13 protein-coding genes and 3 pseudogenes are annotated in these 20,013 nt (G+C 69.7%); 11 read left to right on the top strand and 5 right to left on the bottom strand.

Annotated elements, in window-relative coordinates; genetic code table 11:
• Positions 1-529: 529 nt before the first annotated feature.
• From HJD23_RS38525 to HJD23_RS38510, 4 genes are read left to right on the top strand one after another with little or no spacing between them, the layout of a single operon-like run.
• A complete protein-coding gene (locus HJD23_RS38525) occupies positions 530-2,515 on the top strand; it encodes a beta-galactosidase (protein WP_171107619.1) in 1,986 nt (661 codons plus the stop codon).
• A 16-nt stretch (positions 2,516-2,531) separates the two neighbouring features.
• Positions 2,532-4,667 (top strand): alpha-galactosidase, encoded by a 2,136-nt coding sequence (locus tag HJD23_RS38520; protein WP_171107618.1) that lies wholly within the window; start codon positions 2,532-2,534, stop codon positions 4,665-4,667.
• Between the two features lie 40 nt (positions 4,668-4,707).
• The gene (locus HJD23_RS38515; protein WP_171107617.1) at positions 4,708-6,231 is read left to right on the top strand and encodes a glycoside hydrolase family 43 protein; all 1,524 of its coding nucleotides are present in this window, start codon (positions 4,708-4,710) and stop codon (positions 6,229-6,231) included.
• Positions 6,232-6,286: 55 nt separating this feature from the next.
• Positions 6,287-8,062, top strand: coding sequence for a cellulase family glycosylhydrolase (locus HJD23_RS38510; protein ID WP_171107615.1), 1,776 nt, complete (start codon positions 6,287-6,289; stop codon positions 8,060-8,062).
• Here the strand turns inward: HJD23_RS38510 and HJD23_RS44420 are convergent.
• Entirely contained in the window at positions 8,046-8,333 is a 288-nt protein-coding gene (locus HJD23_RS44420) for a substrate-binding domain-containing protein (protein ID WP_240980909.1), read from the bottom strand. The two genes, HJD23_RS38510 and HJD23_RS44420, sit on opposite strands and share 17 nt — an antisense overlap.
• A 355-nt stretch (positions 8,334-8,688) precedes the next feature.
• Here HJD23_RS44420 and HJD23_RS38500 point away from each other — a divergent pair.
• From HJD23_RS38500 to HJD23_RS45080, 7 genes and pseudogenes are all read left to right on the top strand, one after another.
• Positions 8,689-9,524: pseudogene (locus tag HJD23_RS38500) on the top strand (family 43 glycosylhydrolase); the annotation flags it as partial.
• Positions 9,524-9,715: pseudogene (locus tag HJD23_RS38495) on the top strand (non-reducing end alpha-L-arabinofuranosidase family hydrolase); the annotation flags it as partial. The pseudogenes HJD23_RS38500 and HJD23_RS38495, both read left to right, overlap by 1 nt.
• 94 nt (positions 9,716-9,809) lie before the next feature.
• Positions 9,810-10,775: a glycoside hydrolase family 6 protein gene (locus HJD23_RS38490; protein ID WP_171107613.1), complete on the top strand. Its 966-nt coding sequence runs from the start codon at positions 9,810-9,812 to the stop codon at positions 10,773-10,775.
• 112 nt (positions 10,776-10,887) lie between these two features.
• Positions 10,888-11,147: pseudogene (locus HJD23_RS38485) on the top strand (IS5/IS1182 family transposase); the annotation flags it as partial.
• Positions 11,148-11,579: 432 nt separating this feature from the next.
• Positions 11,580-12,926: a PHB depolymerase family esterase gene (locus tag HJD23_RS38480; protein ID WP_171107611.1), complete on the top strand. Its 1,347-nt coding sequence runs from the start codon at positions 11,580-11,582 to the stop codon at positions 12,924-12,926.
• A gap of 267 nt (positions 12,927-13,193) precedes the next feature.
• Positions 13,194-13,463, top strand: coding sequence for a hypothetical protein (locus tag HJD23_RS45085; RefSeq protein ID WP_332112448.1), 270 nt, complete (start codon positions 13,194-13,196; stop codon positions 13,461-13,463).
• Positions 13,464-13,470: 7 nt separating this feature from the next.
• A complete protein-coding gene (locus tag HJD23_RS45080; protein ID WP_332112449.1) occupies positions 13,471-13,632 on the top strand; it encodes an RICIN domain-containing protein in 162 nt (53 codons plus the stop codon).
• Between the two features lie 362 nt (positions 13,633-13,994).
• Here HJD23_RS45080 and HJD23_RS38470 read toward each other — a convergent pair whose 3' ends face one another.
• The 4 genes from HJD23_RS38470 to HJD23_RS38455 all read right to left on the bottom strand — a co-directional run bounded on the left by HJD23_RS38470 (position 13,995) and on the right by HJD23_RS38455 (position 19,959).
• Positions 13,995-16,196, bottom strand: coding sequence for a sialidase family protein (locus tag HJD23_RS38470; RefSeq protein ID WP_171107610.1), 2,202 nt, complete (start codon positions 16,194-16,196; stop codon positions 13,995-13,997).
• Positions 16,197-16,304: 108 nt separating this feature from the next.
• Entirely contained in the window at positions 16,305-17,231 is a 927-nt protein-coding gene (locus tag HJD23_RS38465; RefSeq protein WP_171107608.1) for a carbohydrate ABC transporter permease, read from the bottom strand.
• On the bottom strand, positions 17,228-18,280 hold the full coding sequence (locus HJD23_RS38460; protein WP_171107606.1) for an ABC transporter permease subunit: 1,053 nt from the start codon (positions 18,278-18,280) through the stop codon (positions 17,228-17,230). The genes HJD23_RS38465 and HJD23_RS38460 overlap by 4 nt, the downstream gene beginning before the upstream one ends.
• Positions 18,280-19,959 carry an extracellular solute-binding protein gene (locus HJD23_RS38455; protein WP_171107604.1) on the bottom strand — a complete coding sequence of 560 codons (1,680 nt, stop codon included), beginning with the start codon at positions 19,957-19,959 and terminating at the stop codon, positions 18,280-18,282. The genes HJD23_RS38460 and HJD23_RS38455 overlap by 1 nt, the downstream gene beginning before the upstream one ends.
• Positions 19,960-20,013: the final 54 nt, after the last annotated feature.

The raw sequence follows: 20,013 nt of genomic DNA, 5'->3' as shown, positions 1-20,013 counted from the left end.
GGCGTCGCCGACCATGAAGCCCCGACGGGCGGCAACGACTGTCACATCATCATCCCGACGATGACCACGGCGAAGCGCCTGCCCGACTGGGTGCAGCTGCCGACCTGGTGGAACAGCCAGTTCAGCGTCGGCCGGCCGGGGCCCAGCTCGCGGACCTGGCGAGGCCCGGCAGCGCGGCTACGACGTCCTGCTCGTCACCGACAAGGAGGGCCCCGAGGGAGCGCGGCGCCCCGCGGCGAGCGGGCCGGGCGCCGCACGCCGGATACGCCGGACGTACCCTCACCGGCTTGCGCGAGCGGGCGGTACAGCGGCGGGTGCGCTTCCCGCACCGACCCTGCGAGGGCGCGTACGAATCCACCGCCTGGCCTCTGACCCGCATCCTCGCCGGCTCACCCGGCACCACGGGGCTGCGACGGCTGACCGCCGCGCGGGCGGGACGAGCCGCCGTGGACGAACCGCTCCGTGTGCAACCCCACGCTGACTGTTCGTCAGAGCATGCCACTCGACTCCCTCCGCCCAAGGAGCGTCAATGACAGCAGAGCGCATCACCGACCGCCTGGGCGGCCTCGCCTTCGGCGGGGACTACAACCCCGAGCAGTGGGACGAGCCGGTGTGGAAGGAGGACGACGACCTCATGCGCCGGGCCAGGGTCAACCTGGCCACCCTCGGAGTGTTCTCCTGGGCCCTGCTCGAACCCGAGCAGGGCCGCTACGACTTCTCCTGGCTCGACGCCCACATCGAACGCCTGCACGCCAACGGCATCGCCGTCGACCTCGCCACCCCGACGGCCTCCCCGCCGCCCTGGTTCACCCTGGCCCACCCCGACGCGCTGGCCGTCCGGGCCGACGGCACCCGGCTCGTCCACGGCAGCCGCGACACCTACTGCCTCGCCGCCCCTGCCTACCGCGGCGCGGCCCGCCGTATCGCCTCCGCGCTCGCTCAGCGATACGGCGACCACCCCGCCCTCGCGCTGTGGCACGTGCACAACGAGTACGGCACGCTCTGCTGGTGCGACCACGCGGCCGCCGCGTTCCGGGTGTGGCTGCGCGCCCGGCACGGATCGCTGGACGCCCTCAACGAGGCCTGGGGAACGGCCTTCTGGAGCCAGCGCTACACCTCCTGGGAGCAGGTGCTGCCGCCGCGCGCGACGCAGTGGCACAAGAACCCCGGCCAGACAGTGGACTTCCACCGCTTCTGGTCCGACGAGATCATCGCCGCCTACTGCGAGCAGCGCGACGCGATCCGCGCGCACAGCGACCGCCCGGTGACGACGAACCTGATGCTCCCCGCCTACCAGAACGTGGACCTGTGGGCCTTCGCCCGCGAACTCGACGTCGTCACCTCCGACCAGTACCCGAGCGCACCAGGCCTGGACGCCGCCGCCGACGCCGCCTTCCACGCCGACCGCACCCGCTCCCTGGCCGGCGGCCGCCTCTGGCTGCTGATGGAGCAGGGCACCAGTACCGTCTACGACGGCGAGCAGGTACTCGGCAAGGAGCCCGGGGGGATCCTGCGGCACACCCTCGGTCACATCGCGCGCGGTTCGGAGGGCGCACTGTTCTTCCAGTGGCGGCAGTCCCGGGCCGGCGCCGAGACGTGGCACTCGGCGATGGTCCCGCACGCGGGCCCGGACAGCCGTGTGTTCCGCGAGGTCACACAGACCGGTGAGGCGGTCGCCCGGCTCGGCGAGCTGGCGGGATCGACGGTCACCGCGTCGGTGGCCGTGCTGGACGACCCGGACGCTTGGTGGGCGCTCGGCGTGGACGGTCTGCCCTCCTCCCGCCTCGACTACCACGCGGCGCTCGTACGGGCGCACCGGGCGCTGTGGGACGCGAGCGCCACCGTCGGCTTCGCCCATCCGGAGCACGAGTTGAGCCGCTACCGGCTCGTCATCGCCCCGGCCCTTTTCCTGCTGTCCGACAAGGGCGCGGAGAACCTGCGCCGTTACGTCGCCGGCGGCGGGACGCTCCTCGTCCAGCACGCGACCGGATACGTCGACGAGCGCATGCACGCCCGGCTCGGCGGCTACCCGGCCGCACCGCTGCGCGAGGCGCTGGGCATCCGCGTCGAGGAGTACCGGCCGCTGCGGACGGACGAGCGGATCACCCTGTCGGACGGAACGCGGGGCACGGTCTGGAGCGAGTCCCTGCGCACCGAGGGCGCGGAAACCGTCGCCGCCTACACCCACGGCATGCTCTCGGGCAGCCCCGCGCTCACCCGGCACCGCTTCGGCACCGGACAGGGCTGGTATCTCTCCACCCGCCTGGACGACGCCGACTACGGCGCTCTCGTCGGCCGCCTGCTCAAGGAAGCCGGCGTCGAACCGGACGTACCCGGCCTGCCCGCCGGTGTCGAAGCCGTCACCCGGCGCGCCGCCGACGGCCGCCGCTGGGACGTCCTCCTCAACCACACCACGGACACCGTGCCCCTGCCGGATCCCGCCCACGACCTGCTGACCGGCACCACATCCCACGAACTGCCGCCCGGCGGCTGCGCGGTCCTGCGCGGCCACTGACCTGGAAAAGGACACCATGGAAAACGAACAGCGGAGCTTGCGCTGGGGTCACGAGGCCCTGCATCTCGAGTTCGTCCTCGGCGACGACGGCAGCGCCCGCCTGACGCATCTCGGACTGCCCGGCGAAGCGGGCAGCGAACCCCGTGCGTCCCTGCCCCTGGTGGAGGTGACGGCCGCAGGTCACGGCCGCGGCTGGTCGGGCAGCCGCCTGATCGGGACCGCTCTCGGCGGGCGGCTGCGCCACCGGGCCCACCGCGCGGCCCGCGACGGCGACTGGCACACGCTGACCGTGGACCTCCACGACCCGGAAACCGGGCTGGCCGCTGAGGTGACCTACCGGTCACCGGACGGCATCCCTGTGCTCCGCAGCGAAGTGACCCTGCGCAACGAAGGGCAGACCACGCTGCACCTGGAGTCGGTCAGCTCGCTCGCGGTGGGCTGCCTCACCCCGCAGAACCCGGCGGCCCTCGACGCCGCCGACCTGCTGTGGGCGGACAACGACTGGCTCACCGAATGCCGCTGGCAGCGACAGCCGATGCGCCGGACCACACCCGACCCCAGCGGACGCGTGAAGTACGGGCACGGCAAGGCCGGCTTCGAACTGACCGGACAGGGCACCTGGTCCAGCTGCGGACACCTGCCCATGGGCGGCCTGACGGACCGGCGCACCGGCCGCACCTGGGTGTGGCAGATCGAGCACAACGGCGGCGGCTGGCGCTGGGAGTGCCAAGAGCACGACAACTCTGCCTACGCGGCACTGTTCGGTCCCACCGACACCCACCACGGCTGGCGGCACCCCCTGGAACCCGGCGCCGACTTCCGCACCGTACCCGTGGCCCTGTCCTTCAGCGCCGACGGCGGCCCCGACGCCGCGTTCGCCGCGCTGACCCGCTACCGCCGCGCCCACCGACGCCCGCACACCGACCACCGCGATCTGCCCGTCATCTTCAACGACTACATGAACTGCCTGATGGGCGACCCCACCACCGAAAAGCTGCTGCCGCTGATCGACGCGGCGGCCGAAGCCGGCGCCGAGTACTTCGTCATCGACGCGGGCTGGTACGACGACGGTGACGGCGGCTGGTGGACCAGCGTCGGCGCCTGGGAACCATCCGCCTCACGTTTCCCCGGCGAGAAGGGGATCCACGAGGTGCTGGACCGCATCCGCGAACGCGGCATGGTGCCCGGCCTGTGGCTGGAGCCGGAAGTCATCGGCGTCCACAGCCCCATGGCCGAGACCCTGCCCGACGCGGCGTTCTTCCGCCGCGGCGGCGTCCGCGTCACGGAGTCCGGCCGGCACCACCTGGACCTGCGTCACCCCGCCGCCCGCGCCCACCTGGACCAGGTCGTGGACCGCCTGGTCGGCGAGTGGGGCGTCGGCTACCTCAAACTCGACCACAACATCGACCCCGGCTCCGGCACCAGCGCCCACCCCGGCGAGACCCCGGGCGCCGGTCTGCTCGGCCACAACCGGGCGCAGCTGGACTGGCTCGACGGCATCCTGGACCGCTATCCGCACCTGGTGGTGGAGAACTGCGCCTCCGGCGGCATGCGCTGGGACCACGCCATGCTGTCCCGGCTTCAGCTGCAGTCCACCAGCGACCAGCAGAACGTCAACCTCTACGCGCCCATCGCGGCCTCCGCGCCCACCGCCGTCACCCCCGAACAGGGCGCCGTCTGGGCCTACCCGCAGCCGGAGGACTCCCTCGACGAGGTCGCCTTCACCATGGCGAGCGCCCTCCTCGGCCGCATCCACCTCTCCGGCCGCCTGCCGGAACTGGGGCCCGAGGCCCGCGCCCTGGTCCACGAGGCGGTCGCCCTGTACAAGGCCATCCGCGCCGACCTGCCCCAGGCCGTGCCCTCCTGGCCACTCGGCCTCCCCGGCTGGGACGACCCCTGGATCGCTCTCGCCCTGCACACACCCGCCACCACCTACCTCACCGTCTGGCGCCGCCCGGGCGGCGAGGCCACCACCACGCTCCGGCTGCCTGAGCGGGCGGGCGGCGCGGCCCGTGTCGAGGTGCTGTATCCCACCGCACGTCAGGCCGTTGCCGTCTGGAACCCGGACACGGCCGACCTCACCGTGACCCTGCCCACCGCGCCCTCCGCGGCGCTGCTCCGCATCATTCGCACGGAGCCGGACGCTTCCTGAGCGCCGTCCCTGCCACCCACCCGACGAAAGGACGACCAGGGTGCCCGCCCAGAACCAGCCCGCCCGCGCCGCCAACCCCGTGCTCCCCGGGTTCCACCCCGACCCGAGCATCTGCCGGGTCGGCGACGACTACTACCTCGCCTGCTCCAGCTTCGAGTACTTCCCCGGCGTACCCCTCTTCCACAGCCGTGACCTGGTGCACTGGCGGCAGATCGGCAACGTACTGGACCGGCCGGAGCAGTTGCGCCTGCCGGCCTCCATGCCGTCCTCGGGCGGCATCTACGCCCCTACCCTGCGCCATCACGACGGCCGCTTCTGGCTGATCGTCACCAACTGCAGCGAGGGCGGCGGCAACCTGATCGTCACGGCCACCGACCCGGCCGGACCGTGGTCGGATCCCGTATGGGCGCCGGGCGTGCCCGGTATCGATCCCGACCTGGCCTGGGACGAGGACGGCACCTGCTGGTGCACCGTCGCCGGGGTCGCGCAGGTCCGCCTCGACCCGTCCACCGGACAGACGTACGACACACCGCACAAGCTCTGGTCCGGCGGGCCCGGTGCCAAAGCCCCGGAGGCGCCGCACCTGTACCGCATCGGCGACTACTGGTACCTGCTGATCGCCGAGGGCGGCACCGAGCGCGGCCACGGGGTGTCGATCGCCCGCGGCCGTACGCCCAACGGCCCGTTCGAGCCGTGCCCGGCCAACCCCATCCTCACCCACCGCGGGACCGACCACCCCATCCAGAACACCGGTCACGCCGACCTGGTCCAAGCCCCCGACGGCTCCTGGTGGATGGTCTTCCTCGGCGTACGGCCGCGCGGCGGCACCCCCGGCTGGCACGTGCTCGGCCGGGAGACCTTCCTGGCTCCCGTGACCTGGGAGGACGGCTGGCCGGTCGTCGGCGAGGTCACCCTGGACCTGTCCGCGCTCCCCTGGCCCCTCTCCCCCGCCCCCGCTCCCGCCCCCGCCGAGGAACGGCGCGACGACTTCCAGCTCAACGAACTCGGGGCGACCTGGATCTCCGTGCGGGACCGCCCCGCCGAGCTCTGCACCACCAAGGAGCGCCCCGGATGGCTCACGCTCCGCGCGCGGGGCGACTCCCTGGACGAGCCCGACGTGGTGTTCACCGGCCGCCGCCAGCAGCACCTCACCTGCCGGGCACGCACCCTGGTCGACCCGGGGCAGGGGCGCGGCGGCCTCGCCGTGCGGCTGGACGAACGGCACCACTACGCGATCGAGGCGTCCGGGACGGACGTACGGGTGATCGCGCGCGTCGGCTCCCTGCGCACGGTCGTGGCCGAACACTCCGTACCCGCCGGGCCGCTGGTCCTCGCCCTCACGATCACGGACCCACCGCCGCCGCACGGACCGTGCACCGGACCCGATGTCATCTCCCTCGGCATCGAACAGCCCGACGGCACGTTCACCGAACTCGCCACCCTCGACGGCCGCTACCTGTCGACCGAGGTCGCCGGCGGCTTCACCGGCCGCGTCATCGGCATGTACGCGGCTGCAGGCACCGTCCACTTCGACTGGTTCGACTACGAGCCCCTCAAAGGCTGAACCGACCGAAAGGCACGACCGACCGAAAGGCACGACCGACCGAAAGGGACAACACATGCAGGGCATACGGCAACCCGCGCACCACCGCAGCCGCGGCCCCGGCCGCCTGGCCTCCCTGCTCCTGGTGTTCGCCGTCATGCTGGGACTGTCCGGCGGCACCTCGACCGCCGCGACCGACGGCACGGCGGAGCCGACACGGTCCGCCATCAGAGTTCCGGCCCGCGCCATGGACGCCGTCGCCGCGATGCAGCCCAGCTGGAACCTGGGCAACACCCTGGACGCCATTCCCCACGAGGAGAATTGGGGCAACCCGAAGGTCACCCGGGACCTGTTCACCGCCATCCGCGGGGAAGGATTCCGCAGCGTCCGGATCCCGGTGACCTGGTCCGACCACCAGTCCGCCACCGCCCCCTACACCGTCGACGCCGCGTACATGAGCCGCGTGAAGGAGGTCGTCGGCTGGGCGCTCGACGAGGGCCTGTACGTCGTGCTCAACGTCCACCACGACTCGTGGCAGTGGATCAAGAAGATGCCCGCCGACCACGACGGAGTGCTGGCCCGCTTCAACTCCACCTGGACCCAAATCGCCAAGACGTTCCGCGACGAGCCGCGCACCCTGATCTTCGAGAGCGTCAACGAGCCGCAGTTCGAGAACGCCACGGCCGAGCAGAAGACCAAGCTCCTGCACGAGCTGAACACCTCCTTCCACAAGATCGTCCGCTCCTCGGGCGGCGGGAACACCGACCGCCTGCTCATGCTGCCCACGGACGGGTGCACGCCCTCCCAGAAATTCATGGACGACCTGTACACCACGATCAAGTCGCTGAACGACCGCCACCTGATCGCCACCGTGCACTACTACAGCTGGTACCCGTTCAGCATCAACATCGCGGGCGGCACCCACTACGACGAGGTCGCCCAGAACGACCTCAACGACGCCTTCGCCCGCATGCGCGACACCTTCGTCGCCAGGAACATCCCCGTCTATCTCGGTGAGTACGGCCTGCTCGGCTACCCCGACCACAACCATCCTTCCCGTGTCGAGCGGGGCGAGGCGCTGAAGTACTACGAGCACTTCGGACACGCGGCACGCCTCGCCGGAGTCACCACCGCGCTGTGGGACCCCGGAACCTGGGCCTACCTGAACCGGGAGACCCTGAAGTGGACGGACCCCGCCCTGATCGACTGGATCAAGTCCAGCTGGACCACCCGTTCGGGAACGGCCTCCTTCGACAAGGTCTTCGTGCCGAAGTCGGAGCCGATCACGGCCAAGGGGCTCACCCTGCATCTGAACGGGACCAAGTTCCGGGGCCTGTGGCACGGCAAGACCAAGCTCGTCGAGGGACGCGACTACACCCTCTTCGACAAGACGCGGCTCGTCCTCACGGCCGGCGCGCTGACCCGGCTGACCGGCGATCGCGAGTACGGGGTGAACGCCACGCTCCAGGCCCGGTTCTCCCGCGGACTGCCCTGGCAGATCGAGGTGGTCACCTACGACGAGCCGGTGCTGTCCGACGCGACGGGCACGACCGACGCGTTCACCATCCCCACCCAGTACAAGGGTGACGTGCTGGCCACCATGGAGGCCAGGTACGGCGACGGCAGCAACGCCGGCCAGACCGACTGGACTCCGTACCAGGAGTTCAACAAGTCCTTCAAGCCGGACTACCCGAACGACACGATCATCCTGACCCCCGAGTTCCTGGACGCGCTGCGCGACGGCGAACTGGTGACACTGACCTTCCACTTCTACAGCGGCGAAAAGCTCATGTACCACGTCAAGAAGTCGGAAGACTCGGTCACCGGCACTCGCGTCACACCCGCCTCCTGACCGACCGGCCCCTCGCCCTGGTTGCCACCTCCCCGGCGACCAGGGCACACGTGTTCACAGGCTCCCTCACCCTTCCTTCGGCGGAGCCGTGCTCTCCAGGACGGTGAGGGTGGTCGCGATCTCCAGTCCCACCTGCGGCACTTCCATCGCCGCAGCCGAACGCCAGGACCAGATCGGTGGCGGCCGTCGCCATCTCGGCCAGCGGCTGACGGACCGTGGTCAAGGGCGGATCCGTCCGGGCCACGGCCGCTACGTCGTCGAAGCCGACCATGCTGAGACCGTGGGGAAGCGCAGGCCCAACTCGCGCGCGGCCTGGTGGACACCCAGAAGAGGGTGATCAGGTCCGCTGATCAGGGCGATGCGCCGGTGCCCCAGGCCGACCCGATGCCGAGTCGCCGCCAGTTGTTCCCGCTCGGCTTCCGAGAGCTGCGCGACCGCCAGGACGCATCGAGGGCGGTGTCATCGCTCCCCGCTTCGAATGTTTCGAAGGTTCAACCGAATTGTGCGAGAGGTATTGACGACGCCTCAGAGCTCCCTAATCATCCAGGATGCTCGGCAAGTCGACCTCTGTTCGGCATTGCGAACGACCTAGAGTCCCGCCGAGCCGTACAGGGAGAACGCCACTCATGGATATGTCATGCACCGATCACTTTCAGGACTTCGCGGACATCGACGTCATCCGCGTCGGCGACACCTGCCACGCCTCCGCCTCGACCGTGCACTACTCGCCGTGCGAGCAACAGGACGTTCTACTGGCGGGGCCAGATCGACTTTGCCCGGACGTACGTCTACACCGCCACCGCCGTCGAGGGGCCGTGGAGCAGGCTGACGACGATCAACGCTCCCTATTACGACGCGGGGCTGCTCGTCGACAGCGACGACTCCCTGTATGTGGCGTACGGGAACACCACCATCAGCGCGGCCCAGCTCTCGCCCGACGGCCGCACCCAGGTGCGCGCGCAGCAGGGGTTCACGACACCGTCGAGTGTCGGCCCCCTGAAGGGCGCCCGCTTCTACAAGATCAACGGGCGGTACTACATCTTCCTGACCTGCCCCGCGAACGGCCAGTCATCCTGACGTCGTCGAGCGACCCCTTCGGTCCGTACACGATGCGGCAGGTCCTTCTCGACCTGAGCGGGCCGATCCCCGGCGGTGGCGTCCCGCACCAGGACGGGCTGGTGCAGACGCAGAGCGGTGCCTGGTACTACATGGCCTTCGTCGACACGTACCCAGGCGGCCGGGTCCAGTCCTGGCTCCCGTCTCCTGGGCCTCGGGCGGCCGGCCCGTCGTGCAACTCGCCAATGGCGCGTGGGGCACCTCGTATGCCAGCCCGGCCGTGCCCGCTCCACCCCGCCCGGTCACTCCCATGGTCGGCGTCGACACCTCAGACGGCACGATCCTCAGGCCGAGGCGGGAGTGGAACCACAACCCGGACAACACCAAGTGGTCGGTCGGCAACGGAGCCTCGCCGGTTCCTGGACGCCCCTGGCCGCGTCCGAGAGCAACCCGTTCGCACGGGCCAACAACGTCGCCTTTCCCTCCGGGTCCTGGACCCGGGACATCAGCCACGGCGAGATGATCCGAGCCGGCCACGACCAGACACTCCTCCCATGTCGGCTCGGCCTGCTCACCCAGACCAACTCGACCTGTTGACCGACCGTGCCGTGGGGAGCACTTCCGGTGGGAGCGCTCCCCACGCTCACGCCGACCTTCTTACGCATCCCTGTCAGAAAGCCGAGGTATTGTCATGCGCCGCAGACTTCTCGCCCTGATGGCAGCGCTCTCCTCACTGCCACTGGCGCTCGCCGCCGCCCCGCCCGCCCACGCGGCCGACCCGACGACCATGACCAACGGGTTCTACGTGGACCCCGACTCCAGCGCGAAGCGGTGGGTCGCCGCCAACCCCGGTGACGGCCGGGCACCCGCGATCAATGCCTCCATCGCCAATACTCCAACGGCCCGCTGGTTCGGCTCCTGGAGCGGCACCATCGGCACCGCCACCGGCGCCTACGTGGGCGCCGCGGACGCCCGGGACAAGCTGCCCGTCCTCGTCGCCTACAACATCTACAACCGCGACTACTGCGGCGGGCACTCCTCGGGCGGAGCCTCCTCGCCGTCCGCCTACGCGAACTGGATCGCCCAGTTCGCGGGCGGGATCGCAGGCCGCCCGGCCGTCGTCATCCTCGAACCGGACTCCCTCGGGGACTACGGCTGCATGACCCAGGCCCAGATCGACGAACGTGAGAGCATGCTGACCGGTGCGCTCGCCGAGTTCAACCGTCAGGCCCCCAACACCTGGGTCTACCTCGACGCCGGCAACCCGGCCTGGGTGAGCGCGGCGACCATGGCCCGGCGCCTTCACGAAGCCGGCCTCCGACAGGCCCACGGTTTCTCGCTCAACGTCTCCAACTACCTGACCACGGCCGAGAACACCGCGTACGGCAACGCCGTCAACAGGGAACTCGGCGCCCGGTACGGCTACACCAAGCCGTTCGTCGTGGACACCAGCCGCAACGGCAACGGCTCCAACGGCCAGTGGTGCAACCCTTCGGGCCGCCGTATCGGCACCCCCACCCAGCTGGGCGGAGGCGCCGAGATGCTCTTGTGGATCAAGGTCCCGGGCGAGTCCGACGGCAACTGCGGCGTGGGAACCGGCTCCTCGGCCGGACAGTTCCTCCCGGAGGTCGCCTACAAGATGATCTACGGCTATTGACGGGAGTCCGGACGCCGGGAACTGGCGCCACCCGGAGGGCCGGCCGAGGGAGGTCTACGGTGAGCGGGCCGCGCGAGGTCGGGGAGCCATGCCGAACAACTCCTGTCACCAGGAGGTCGTCGAGCACGGCAAGAACGTCGGCATCGACGTCGAGATCGTCGAGCGCAACCCGGACGACAAGGGCTTCGTTCCGCAGGCCAAGCGTGTGGATCGGGGAGCAGACGAACGGGATCCTGATGTTCTACCGCCGTCTCGTACGCGACTGACGAACACCGCCCCGCCTCCTCCCGCTCCCGCGTCCTGTGGGCGATGACCTCCGTCATGAACCGCCGCCTCACCGGAGCCACCATCGCCTCTTGGAGGACCGCATGAGCGAGAACCCACAGGTCAAAGCCATCCTGGAACACATCGAAACATCCGCTCCAAACTGAAACGCCTGGTCAGCCGGGGCATCCTCACCGAACCCCAACCCGCGATACGTCCATTTCCGTACTGTCGCCTTCCCGGACGGCACCGCGGCCCCGGTGACCGCACCTCCGGGACCACCGCTCGACATCGGCGGTCTGCCGTTCGGGGCCACCGACTCGAGCCGCAGCGGGTGCTGAGCCCCATGGAACAGGTGAGTTCGCGAACACGGTCATGGTCCACACCTGAAAAGCGATCAGGTCGGCCGGTAGCCCCTCAGCGGAGGTGAAGCGCTTCACCAGATAACTCAAGTCAATGAAGAACTCCAATGCAAGCGTCGAAGCGCTTCACCACCCGGTCATCCCCCGACCGCGCCGGACCTCCAGAAAGGACGCCGTCATGTCCCGGAAGCCCAAGAAGAGAAGCGTCAGAGACGTACTGGTAGCCCTCCTGATGGCGATCTCGCCGCTGATCGCGGCGCTGGTACTGACCGGCGCCTCGGCCACCACCGCGTCGGCCGCGTCACTGACCGAGGTGACCAACTTCGGCAGCAACCCCGGAAACCTGCGGATGTACGTCTACAGGCCCGACAACGCTCCGGCACGCCCAGCGGTCTTGGTGGCAGTGCACTACTGCACCGGCACGGCACCCACCTTCTACTCCAACACGGAGTTCGCCCGCCTGGCCGACCAGTACGGGTTCATCGTCGTCTACCCGGACGCGAACGTCAGCGGGCAGTGCTTCGACGTCTCCTCGCCCCAGGCGCTCAAGCATGACGGGGGCAGCGACCCCACGAGCATCGCTCAGATGGTCCGGTACACCGTGCAGAACATGAACGCCGACGCCGACCGGGTCTACGTCACCGGCGCCTCGTCCGGCGCGATGACGACCAATGTCCTGCTCGGCGACTACCCCGACCTGTTCAAGGCCGGTGCGGCGTTCATGGGCGTGCCGTTCGGCTGCTTCGCCACCACCGACGGCTCCGGCTGGAACAGCGACTGCGCCACCGGCAGGATCACCAAGACCCCGCAGGCGTGGGGTGACCTCGTCCGTGGCGCCTACCCGGAGTACACCGGCCCCCGGCCGCGGATGCAGCTGTGGCACGGCACCGAGGACGACGCGCTGAACTACGTGAACTTCGGTGAAGAGATCAAGCAGTGGACCAATGTGCTCGGAGTGAGCCAGACCCCGGCCTTCACCGACTCCCCGCAGTCCGGCTGGACCCGCACCCGCTACGGCTCCGCCACCGCGCAGGCACCGGTCGAGGCGATCAGCATCCAGGGCGCCGGGCACAGCCTGCCCGCCAGCGGAATGGCGGCCCGGGCCATCGCCTTCTTCGGACTCGACGGCTCCGGCGGGACCACCACAGGTCCGATCCACGCCACCGGTTCCGGCAAGTGCCTGGACGTGCCCGGCTTTTCGCAGACCAACGGCACCCAGACGCAGATCTGGGACTGCAACGGCGGCACCAACCAGACCTGGACCAGCACGTCGACCAAGCAGCTCACCGTCTACGGCGGCGCGAAGTGCCTCGACGCGACCGGCACCGCGGCCGGCGCCAAAGTCGCGATATGGGACTGTAACGGCGGCACCAACCAGCAATGGAACCTCAACTCCAACGGCACCATCACCAGCGTCCAGTCAGGCCTGTGTCTCGATGTGACCGGTGCCTCCACCGCCAGCGGCACAACGGTCGCGCTGTGGGACTGCAATGGCGGCACCAACCAGCAGTGGCGCCTCGGCTGACAGCACCGCCCAGGGCTGAGAGGGCTTCTCGAAACCACACTCGGTTTCGAGAAGCCCTATTGACACCCGCGCGGTCGGCTCCTACAGCCGGCATGCCATCCCACACGACCCCGTCCAGGCCGTCAGCAGCGCCGACTCGACCCTCGCCGCCGCGGGCCTGACCAACACCTGCCCGTACCAGTTCAACGAGTACGCCGGGCGCGAGCAGCAGCACCCTGTGGCGGCGCCTGGTTCATCAACCGCCTGGAGCGGGCCGGCGCCGACGACATGCGCGCCAACTGGGGATGGGGCCCCAACCTGCACGACTACGCGGCCAACCTGCTCACCAAGAACGACTCCGGCCAGTACCTGCCGCTCGGCGAGTGGTTCATGTACCGCTACTACGGCTCGCAGACCGGCAACGTCGCCAACTTCGTCCCCGGCACCAACACCGACGGGCCGTCAGCCTCAACCGTCTCAACACGACGTCGGTGGTGGAGAACAGTCGCGTGCGCGCGATCGTCCAGCGCATACCGGACAACGGTGGTGGCGCCGTGAGCGTGCCGTGGACGAATGCCGCCCGGTCGCCGGGCGGGCGAACACCTACACCATCGTGAATCAGCACAGCGGTGAGTGCCTGGATGTCTCGGGCGCCTCCACGGCCGACAGTGCCGCCGTCATCGACCGCAAGAGGAACCAGATCTGGCGCCTCCAAGGCATGAGCTGACCTGCGTTCCCGCCCGTGAGGTCTCCCGCCGGGCAAAGCCCGGTCCGTACCAGGGTGTGATGCGTGACGGCGCCCCTCTCGGCTGCCGGCTCTCCGAACACGGGGCGCCGTGGACGGTCCCGTTGATCGTGGTCATGGTCGGAGCACCGTCACGCCGACCCGCTCCGCGATGCGGCACTCCAGGTACATGTCGGAGGTGAAGCGCCGGAAGTCCAGGACCTGGCAGTGCCCCAGGCGGTGTTGAGGGCGTCGAGGGCGCATCAGCCGGACGTCCTCGTGCCAGGTCTCCTCCGGCCACTGCTAGGGGTTGTAGTCGCCGCCGGAGAGGAGGCGGCCCCGGGTCGCATCGCTCAGGTCGGGCATCAGGCGGGCTCCCCGTACTGGATGCCGCGCCCGTTGGTGCCGAGGTACACGCGACCGTACACGCGCGGGTCCCCGGTGATCGTCTCACCGGTCCAGCCCCACTGGTGCTGGTCGTCGTTGATCCGCACCCAGGTCTTGGCCTCGTCGTCGGAGCGATGGACGGCGATGACGGTCTCGGTGGAGCCGACCATGTAGATCGCGGGGTAGCCCGCGCCGTCGGCGGCCTTGCCGAAGCCGAGCGTGTGGGACGCCGAGCAGCTGGTGACCTTCGTGAAGGTCGCCCCGCCGTCGGTGGACCGGTACAGCCCGTTCTCCTTCAGGCTCAGCCACAGGTCACCTGAGCGCCCGGGCGCCGCGACCAGCTCGAACTGGCTGTCTCCGGAGGGCAGTCCGGTCGCCCGCGCGGTGAAGGTCGCGCCGCTGTCCGTGCTGGTGTAGAGCGTGCCCGTGTCGGTGTCGTAGGCGTAGAAGCGCGTCGGGTCGGCCGGGTCGGCGACCGGCGTGGCGCCCTTCGGCAAGGAGGCGACCTCGGACCAGGTGACGCCGTTGTCGGCCGAGCGGTATCCGGGGTTCGCCGTGCCGAAGGACCACAGCAGGACGCTGCCGTCCGCGCTGGTGGCGATCGGCCCCGGCGCGTCCTTGGCGACGGCGGGCTGCGCCTCGAAGGGGGCCCAGGTCTTGCCGCCGTCGTTCGAGTAGGCGCCGTTGCTGTCGTTGCTCCAGCCCGCCCGGACCACGTACGACGGCTTGGCCGCGGCCTGCGCGAGTCCCATCGCCGACCCGAACACCGGGTTCGACGCCATGCCGCGCGACGGAGACGCCGTGAGCCGCTCGTGGTACATCACGCCGATGTCCCCGAGTCCGCTGATCAGGTGCGCCTCTCCGACCGGGGGCGAGATCAGGTGGCGCACGGCCGTCTCCTCCAGGCCGCGGATCTGCGGGGCCCAGTTCGTCAGGTCCCGGGTGCCGTAGAGGGTCGCGCCCGTGCCGTAGACGACGTGCCGGGAGTCGAACGGGTCGAGCGCGAGCGCCTGGATCCACCAGCCGAACTTGGGCTTGTCCTCGCCCCACTTGAGGTACGGGGTCTCGGAGACGTCGAAGACGGCCGTGTCCTTCAGGGAGGTCCAGGTGCGGCCGCCGTTCGTGGAGCGGAAGACGGTGTCGATCGCCGCCCAGCGGTTGTTGGTGGAGACGACGACCGTGCCGGGGCGGCGGGCGTCGACGGCCACGCCGCCGTAGCCGAAGGTGTCGGCGGAGCCGTCGGGCGCGGTGCCGCCCGGCTTCGCGGGGGTGACCTCGGTCCACTTGCCGTTCGCGGTGCAGAGCTTGTGCACGCTGCCGTTCGACTGGCCGTTGGGCCCGGGGGCGTCGGCGTACGTCACATACAGCTCGCGGGTGTACCGGTCGTACGCGGCGCGGATGGGCACCTTGGCGGCGGTGCCGGTGGGCTGACCGGGGACGGCTTTCCAGGTGGTGCCGTCGGTGGTGCGGTAGAGGTTCGGGGTGGTGCCGTCGGAGTCACCCCAACCGGCGTACAGGGCCCGCCCGGCCGCGACGAGAAGGGTGACGCCCTGCCCCGTGGCGCTGGGAGTCGCCGGGAAGCTCACGGCCTTCCACGTGGCCCCCCGGTCCGTGGACCTGAGCAGCCCGTCGTGCCGGGTGCCCAGCCACAGGGTGTCGCTGTCGCACGGGTCGACGAGCAGCCGCTCGCCGCAGCCGCGCCCGTCCTCGTTGGCGCCGAGCTTCACGGTGAGGTCGGTGCGCTTCCAGGTGGCACCGCGGTCCTCGGAGCGCAGTACGGCACCGTTGCCCGCCCAGGACTGGGTGTAGGTGCCGAGGGCGAGGTAGAGCCGGTTCGGGTGGGCGGGGTCGACGGCCATCGCCTCGACGCCGAGCAGGTTCCAGTCGTCCCAGCCGAGGTGGTCGGTCAGCGGGGTCCAGCGGCCGAGGCGGTCCTCCCAGCGGTAGGGGCCGCCGATGTCGGTACGGGCGTAGGCGAGGCCGCGTACGGAGGGGTGGAAGAGGACGCCGGTGATGAATCCGGTGCCGCCGATGACGACGTTGCGCCAGCGGTACGCCTGGGCGGCGGCCGTGGGCTCCGCGGCTGCCGCGCGCCCCGCGAGGGACGGAAGGGTGGTGGCCGCGGCGGCGGCCGCGGTTCCGGCGAGAACCGCTCGCCTGCTCGGGCGGGACGCGTGCATGACATACCTCGTTTCTGTGCGGCTCAGGGGAGGGGAGAGTGAGGGCCGCCGTGGCGGGCCGCTGTGCAGAGCAGGCCGGCCACGGCGGCGTCGGAGGGCGGCGCGGGCTCAGCCCTTGATGGCGCCGGTGAGCATGCCCTTCTTGAAGTGCCGCTGGACGAAGGGGGAGGCGACCGCGACGGGGATCAAGGCGAGGACCATGACGGCCATCTGCAGTCCCAGCGCGGAGAGTTCGCCGGTGCGGACCGCCTGCTGGAGGCCCGTCGGGGCCTCGGTGTTCTTCTGGACCAGCTGGATGAGCACGTTCTGCAGCGGCAGCATCTCCTGGTCGGAGAGATAGATGGAGGCGTTGAACCAGGCGCTCCAGTAGCCGACCGCGTAGAACAGGGAGATGACGGCCAGCACCGCCCGGGACAGCGGCATGATGATGGTCAGCAGGATGCGCAGGTCACTGGCGCCGTCGATGCGGGCGGACTCGGTGAGTTCGGGGGAGATCCCCATGAAGAAGGCCCGCAGGACGAGGATGTTGAAGACGCTGACCGCGCTCGGCAGGATCAGCGACAGATAGGTGTCGGTCAGGCCCAGTGACTGCACCAGCAGATAGGTCGGGATGAGGCCGGCCCCGAAGAACATGGTCGCCATCATGGTCATCAGGAAGAACCGGTGGCCCAGGCTGCCCGGCCGGGACAGGCCGTAGGCCGCGAGGACGGACACGGCCATCGAGAACAGGGTGCCGAAGAGGGTGACCCCGACCGAGACCATGATCGCCCGGCTGACCTGGCCGCCGCTGAGCAGCTCGGTGTAGTTGACGAAGGTGATGCCCTGGGGGATCACGACCAGACCGCCGGCCCGGTCGATCACCGGCTTCGGGGAGAGGCTGGTGACGATCACGATCCACAGCGGACCCAGGACCCCCAGACAGCACAGGAGCAGGAAGCCGCTCTTGGCGGTGAGTCCGACCTTGCTGGGCGGCTCCTCCCACACCGGGCGGGCGGGGGCCTTCAGGCTGCGGATGAGCGTCGTGTTCAGGCTCACTTCTTGTACACCCCCTGCTCGCCGAGCAGGTGCGCGACCTTGTTCGCGCCCAGGACGAGACACACTCCGATGACTCCCTTGACCAGGCCGACCGCGGCCGCGTAGCTGAAGTCGCCGTTCTGGATGCCCATGTTCCACACGTAGGTGTCCAGGACCTCGCTGGCTCCCGCGCCGACCGCGTACCGCTGGAGCAGGAACTGCTCGAAGCCGACGCTGAGCGCGTCGCCCACCCGCAGCACCAGCAGCAGGGCGATCACCGGGCGCAGCGCGGGCAGCGTCACGTGCCACATGCGGCGCCAGCGGCCCGCGCCGTCCATGGCGGCGGCCTCGTACAGATCGGTGCTGACGGCGGACAGGGCCGCGAGGAAGACGATGATCCCCCAGCCGGCGTCCTTCCACACGGCCTGTCCGATGACCAGGAACTTGAACAGGTCCGCGTCCGTCATCAGGTCGAAGCCGCTGAACCCGTGCTTCTCCAGGGTCTGCGCGATGATGCCCGCGCCGCCGAGGATCTGCTGGAAGACGGTGACCACGAGGACCCAGGAGAAGAAGTGCGGCAGATACAGAATCGCCTGCGCCACGGCCCGCACCCTCGGCCGGATCACGCTGTTGATGACCAGCGCCAGGGCGATGGGGACCGGGAAGAAGAACACCAGCTGGAGCACGAACAGCACGATGGTGTTCTTCGTGGCGCTCCAGAACAGCGGGTCGTCGAGCATCCGCGAGAACTGCTCCACGCCCACCCAGGGGCTGTGGAAGATCGCCGTGATGCCGTTGCTGGAGGCGTACGGGTCGTAGTCCTGGAAGGCGACGACATTGCCGAGCAGCGGGACGTAGTTGAAGATCAGGAGCAGGACGATGACGGGCAGCGTCATCAGGATGAGCGCACGGTCGCGGCGCCACCGCACCCGTAGGAGAACCGTGCCCGCCTTGCCGGCCCTGCGCGGCACGCTCTCCTTCACGGTGGCCTGGGCGACCGCGGCCGTCGGTTCCTCGACGGCCGCGGGGGGACGAGTCCCGTCCGGCCTGCTCCCCGCCGTGAGCGACATCAGTTGCCACTGCCGTTCTTGTCGAGGAGCTGCTTGTACCAGTCGCGCAGCTTGTCGCCACCGGAGGACTTCCAGGTGGAGATGGCCTGCTGGATGTCGGACAGCTTCTTGTTGCCGCGCACGAAGTCGATCTCCAGCTGCTCGAACTGGCTGGAGAGGGTGGCGTAGCGGCTCGGCTCGACGATTTTCATGCCGTAGGTGGACGTCTTCTTCACGAAGGCACCCTGCCGCTGCTGCCACTCGACCTGCTTGCGGGTGATCTCGGGGAGGTCAGGGTGGGCCAGGTAGGGGGCCGGGGCCGCCAGCAGCACCCAGGCGTTGTTCACCTCCTGGATACCCCGATCGTTCTTGACCGGGACGCCGTCCTTGACCGTGTAGTGGGTGCCCTCGACGCCGTAGTCGACGTACATCCGCTCCTTGGTGCCGTAGGGCGCTGCCGCGAAGTTGGCGGCGGCCAGCGCGTTCTCGATCGTCTCCTTCGAGGCGCCCTTGCGGATCATCGACCAGATGGTGGCGGGCTGGCCGGCATACAGGGTCGGGTTGCCGCCGTCGGCGCCGAAGTAGTCCATGCCCTCGATCTGGAACTCGGGGTTGGACTGGGCCTGTTCGGTCGTCTTGCCGTACCAGTCGGACATGTTCTGGTTGTAGACCAGGGTCTGCCCGGCGGTGAACCGCTGGCCGGGGTCGCCCGTGTTTGCTTTGTCGTCGGGATGTACCACACCGGCGGCGAACAGCTTGCGGACCCACTCCAGATGTTCGAGGTACTCAGGATGCTCGATGCGGTACGTCAGCTTGCCGTCGTCCCCGATGTTCCAGCCGAGCGGCCCGGCAGGCTGGACACCGAAGAAGCCCGCCGCCGACCACCTCATGTCAGCACAGGCCCACACCTTGGCCTTGGCGCTGGTGGCCTCCTTCGCCCAGCTGAGGAACTCGTCGGCCGACTTGGGGACGGACCAGCCCTTCTTGTCGAAGATGTCCTTGCGGTAGAAGGGCACGATGCCGGGCGTGGAGGCGCCGGGCATCGGGATGCCGCGCAGCGCGCCGCCGAAGATGCTCACGCGCCAGGCGTCGGAGGGGATCGCGGCCAGGTTCGGGTACTTCTTGACCTTGTCGCCCGCCAGGTAGGGACCGAGGTCCATGAACTTCGCGGTGACCGCGTTCGAGATTTTGCCGACCAGTTCCCAGTCGGGCACGACCACCACGTCGGGTATGGAGCTGGAGGCGAGGACCGCACCGAGCTTCTCCCCGTAGGTGTTGCCGTCCTGGTTCTGCCAGGTGATCTTGGTACCCGCCTCCGCGTCGAGTGTCTTGTAGTAGGGGTTTCCGGGCTTCGGCGGGGTGCCCCAGAGCGGGGCCATGATCTTGAGGGGAGCGCCGGTGCCGAGCTTGTCCGGGACCGAGGCGGGGAGGGCCGCGACGTCGATCTTGCCGGTGTAGCCGGCTGCCGAGCCGTTCTTCGAGGGAATGTCCGGCTTGGCGATCGTGCTGGCGACGTACGTCGGGAGGAGCTTGTCGGCGGCCTTGCCCGACGTGGTGCCCTCACGTGACCCGCTGTCCGAACCGCCACAGGCGGTGAGCAGTGGCATCCCACCGGCCACCGCTGCGGTGGCGACCGCCGTGGAGGCGAGGAAGCTTCTCCGGCTCGGTCCGGAGGGGGCGGAGGCGGCGTTCGGCGTCATTGCGTCAACCCTTCATGGCGCACCCGGACACCCGGCGGTGGGCCGTCGGCTGCG

The sequence above is a fragment of the Streptomyces sp. Z423-1 genome (assembly GCF_013009255.1).
Lineage (GTDB): Bacteria > Actinomycetota > Actinomycetes > Streptomycetales > Streptomycetaceae > Streptomyces > Streptomyces gossypiisoli.
The sequence above is the reverse complement of the archived record's forward strand: the minus strand, read 5'-3'. Positions and strand labels throughout refer to the sequence as shown.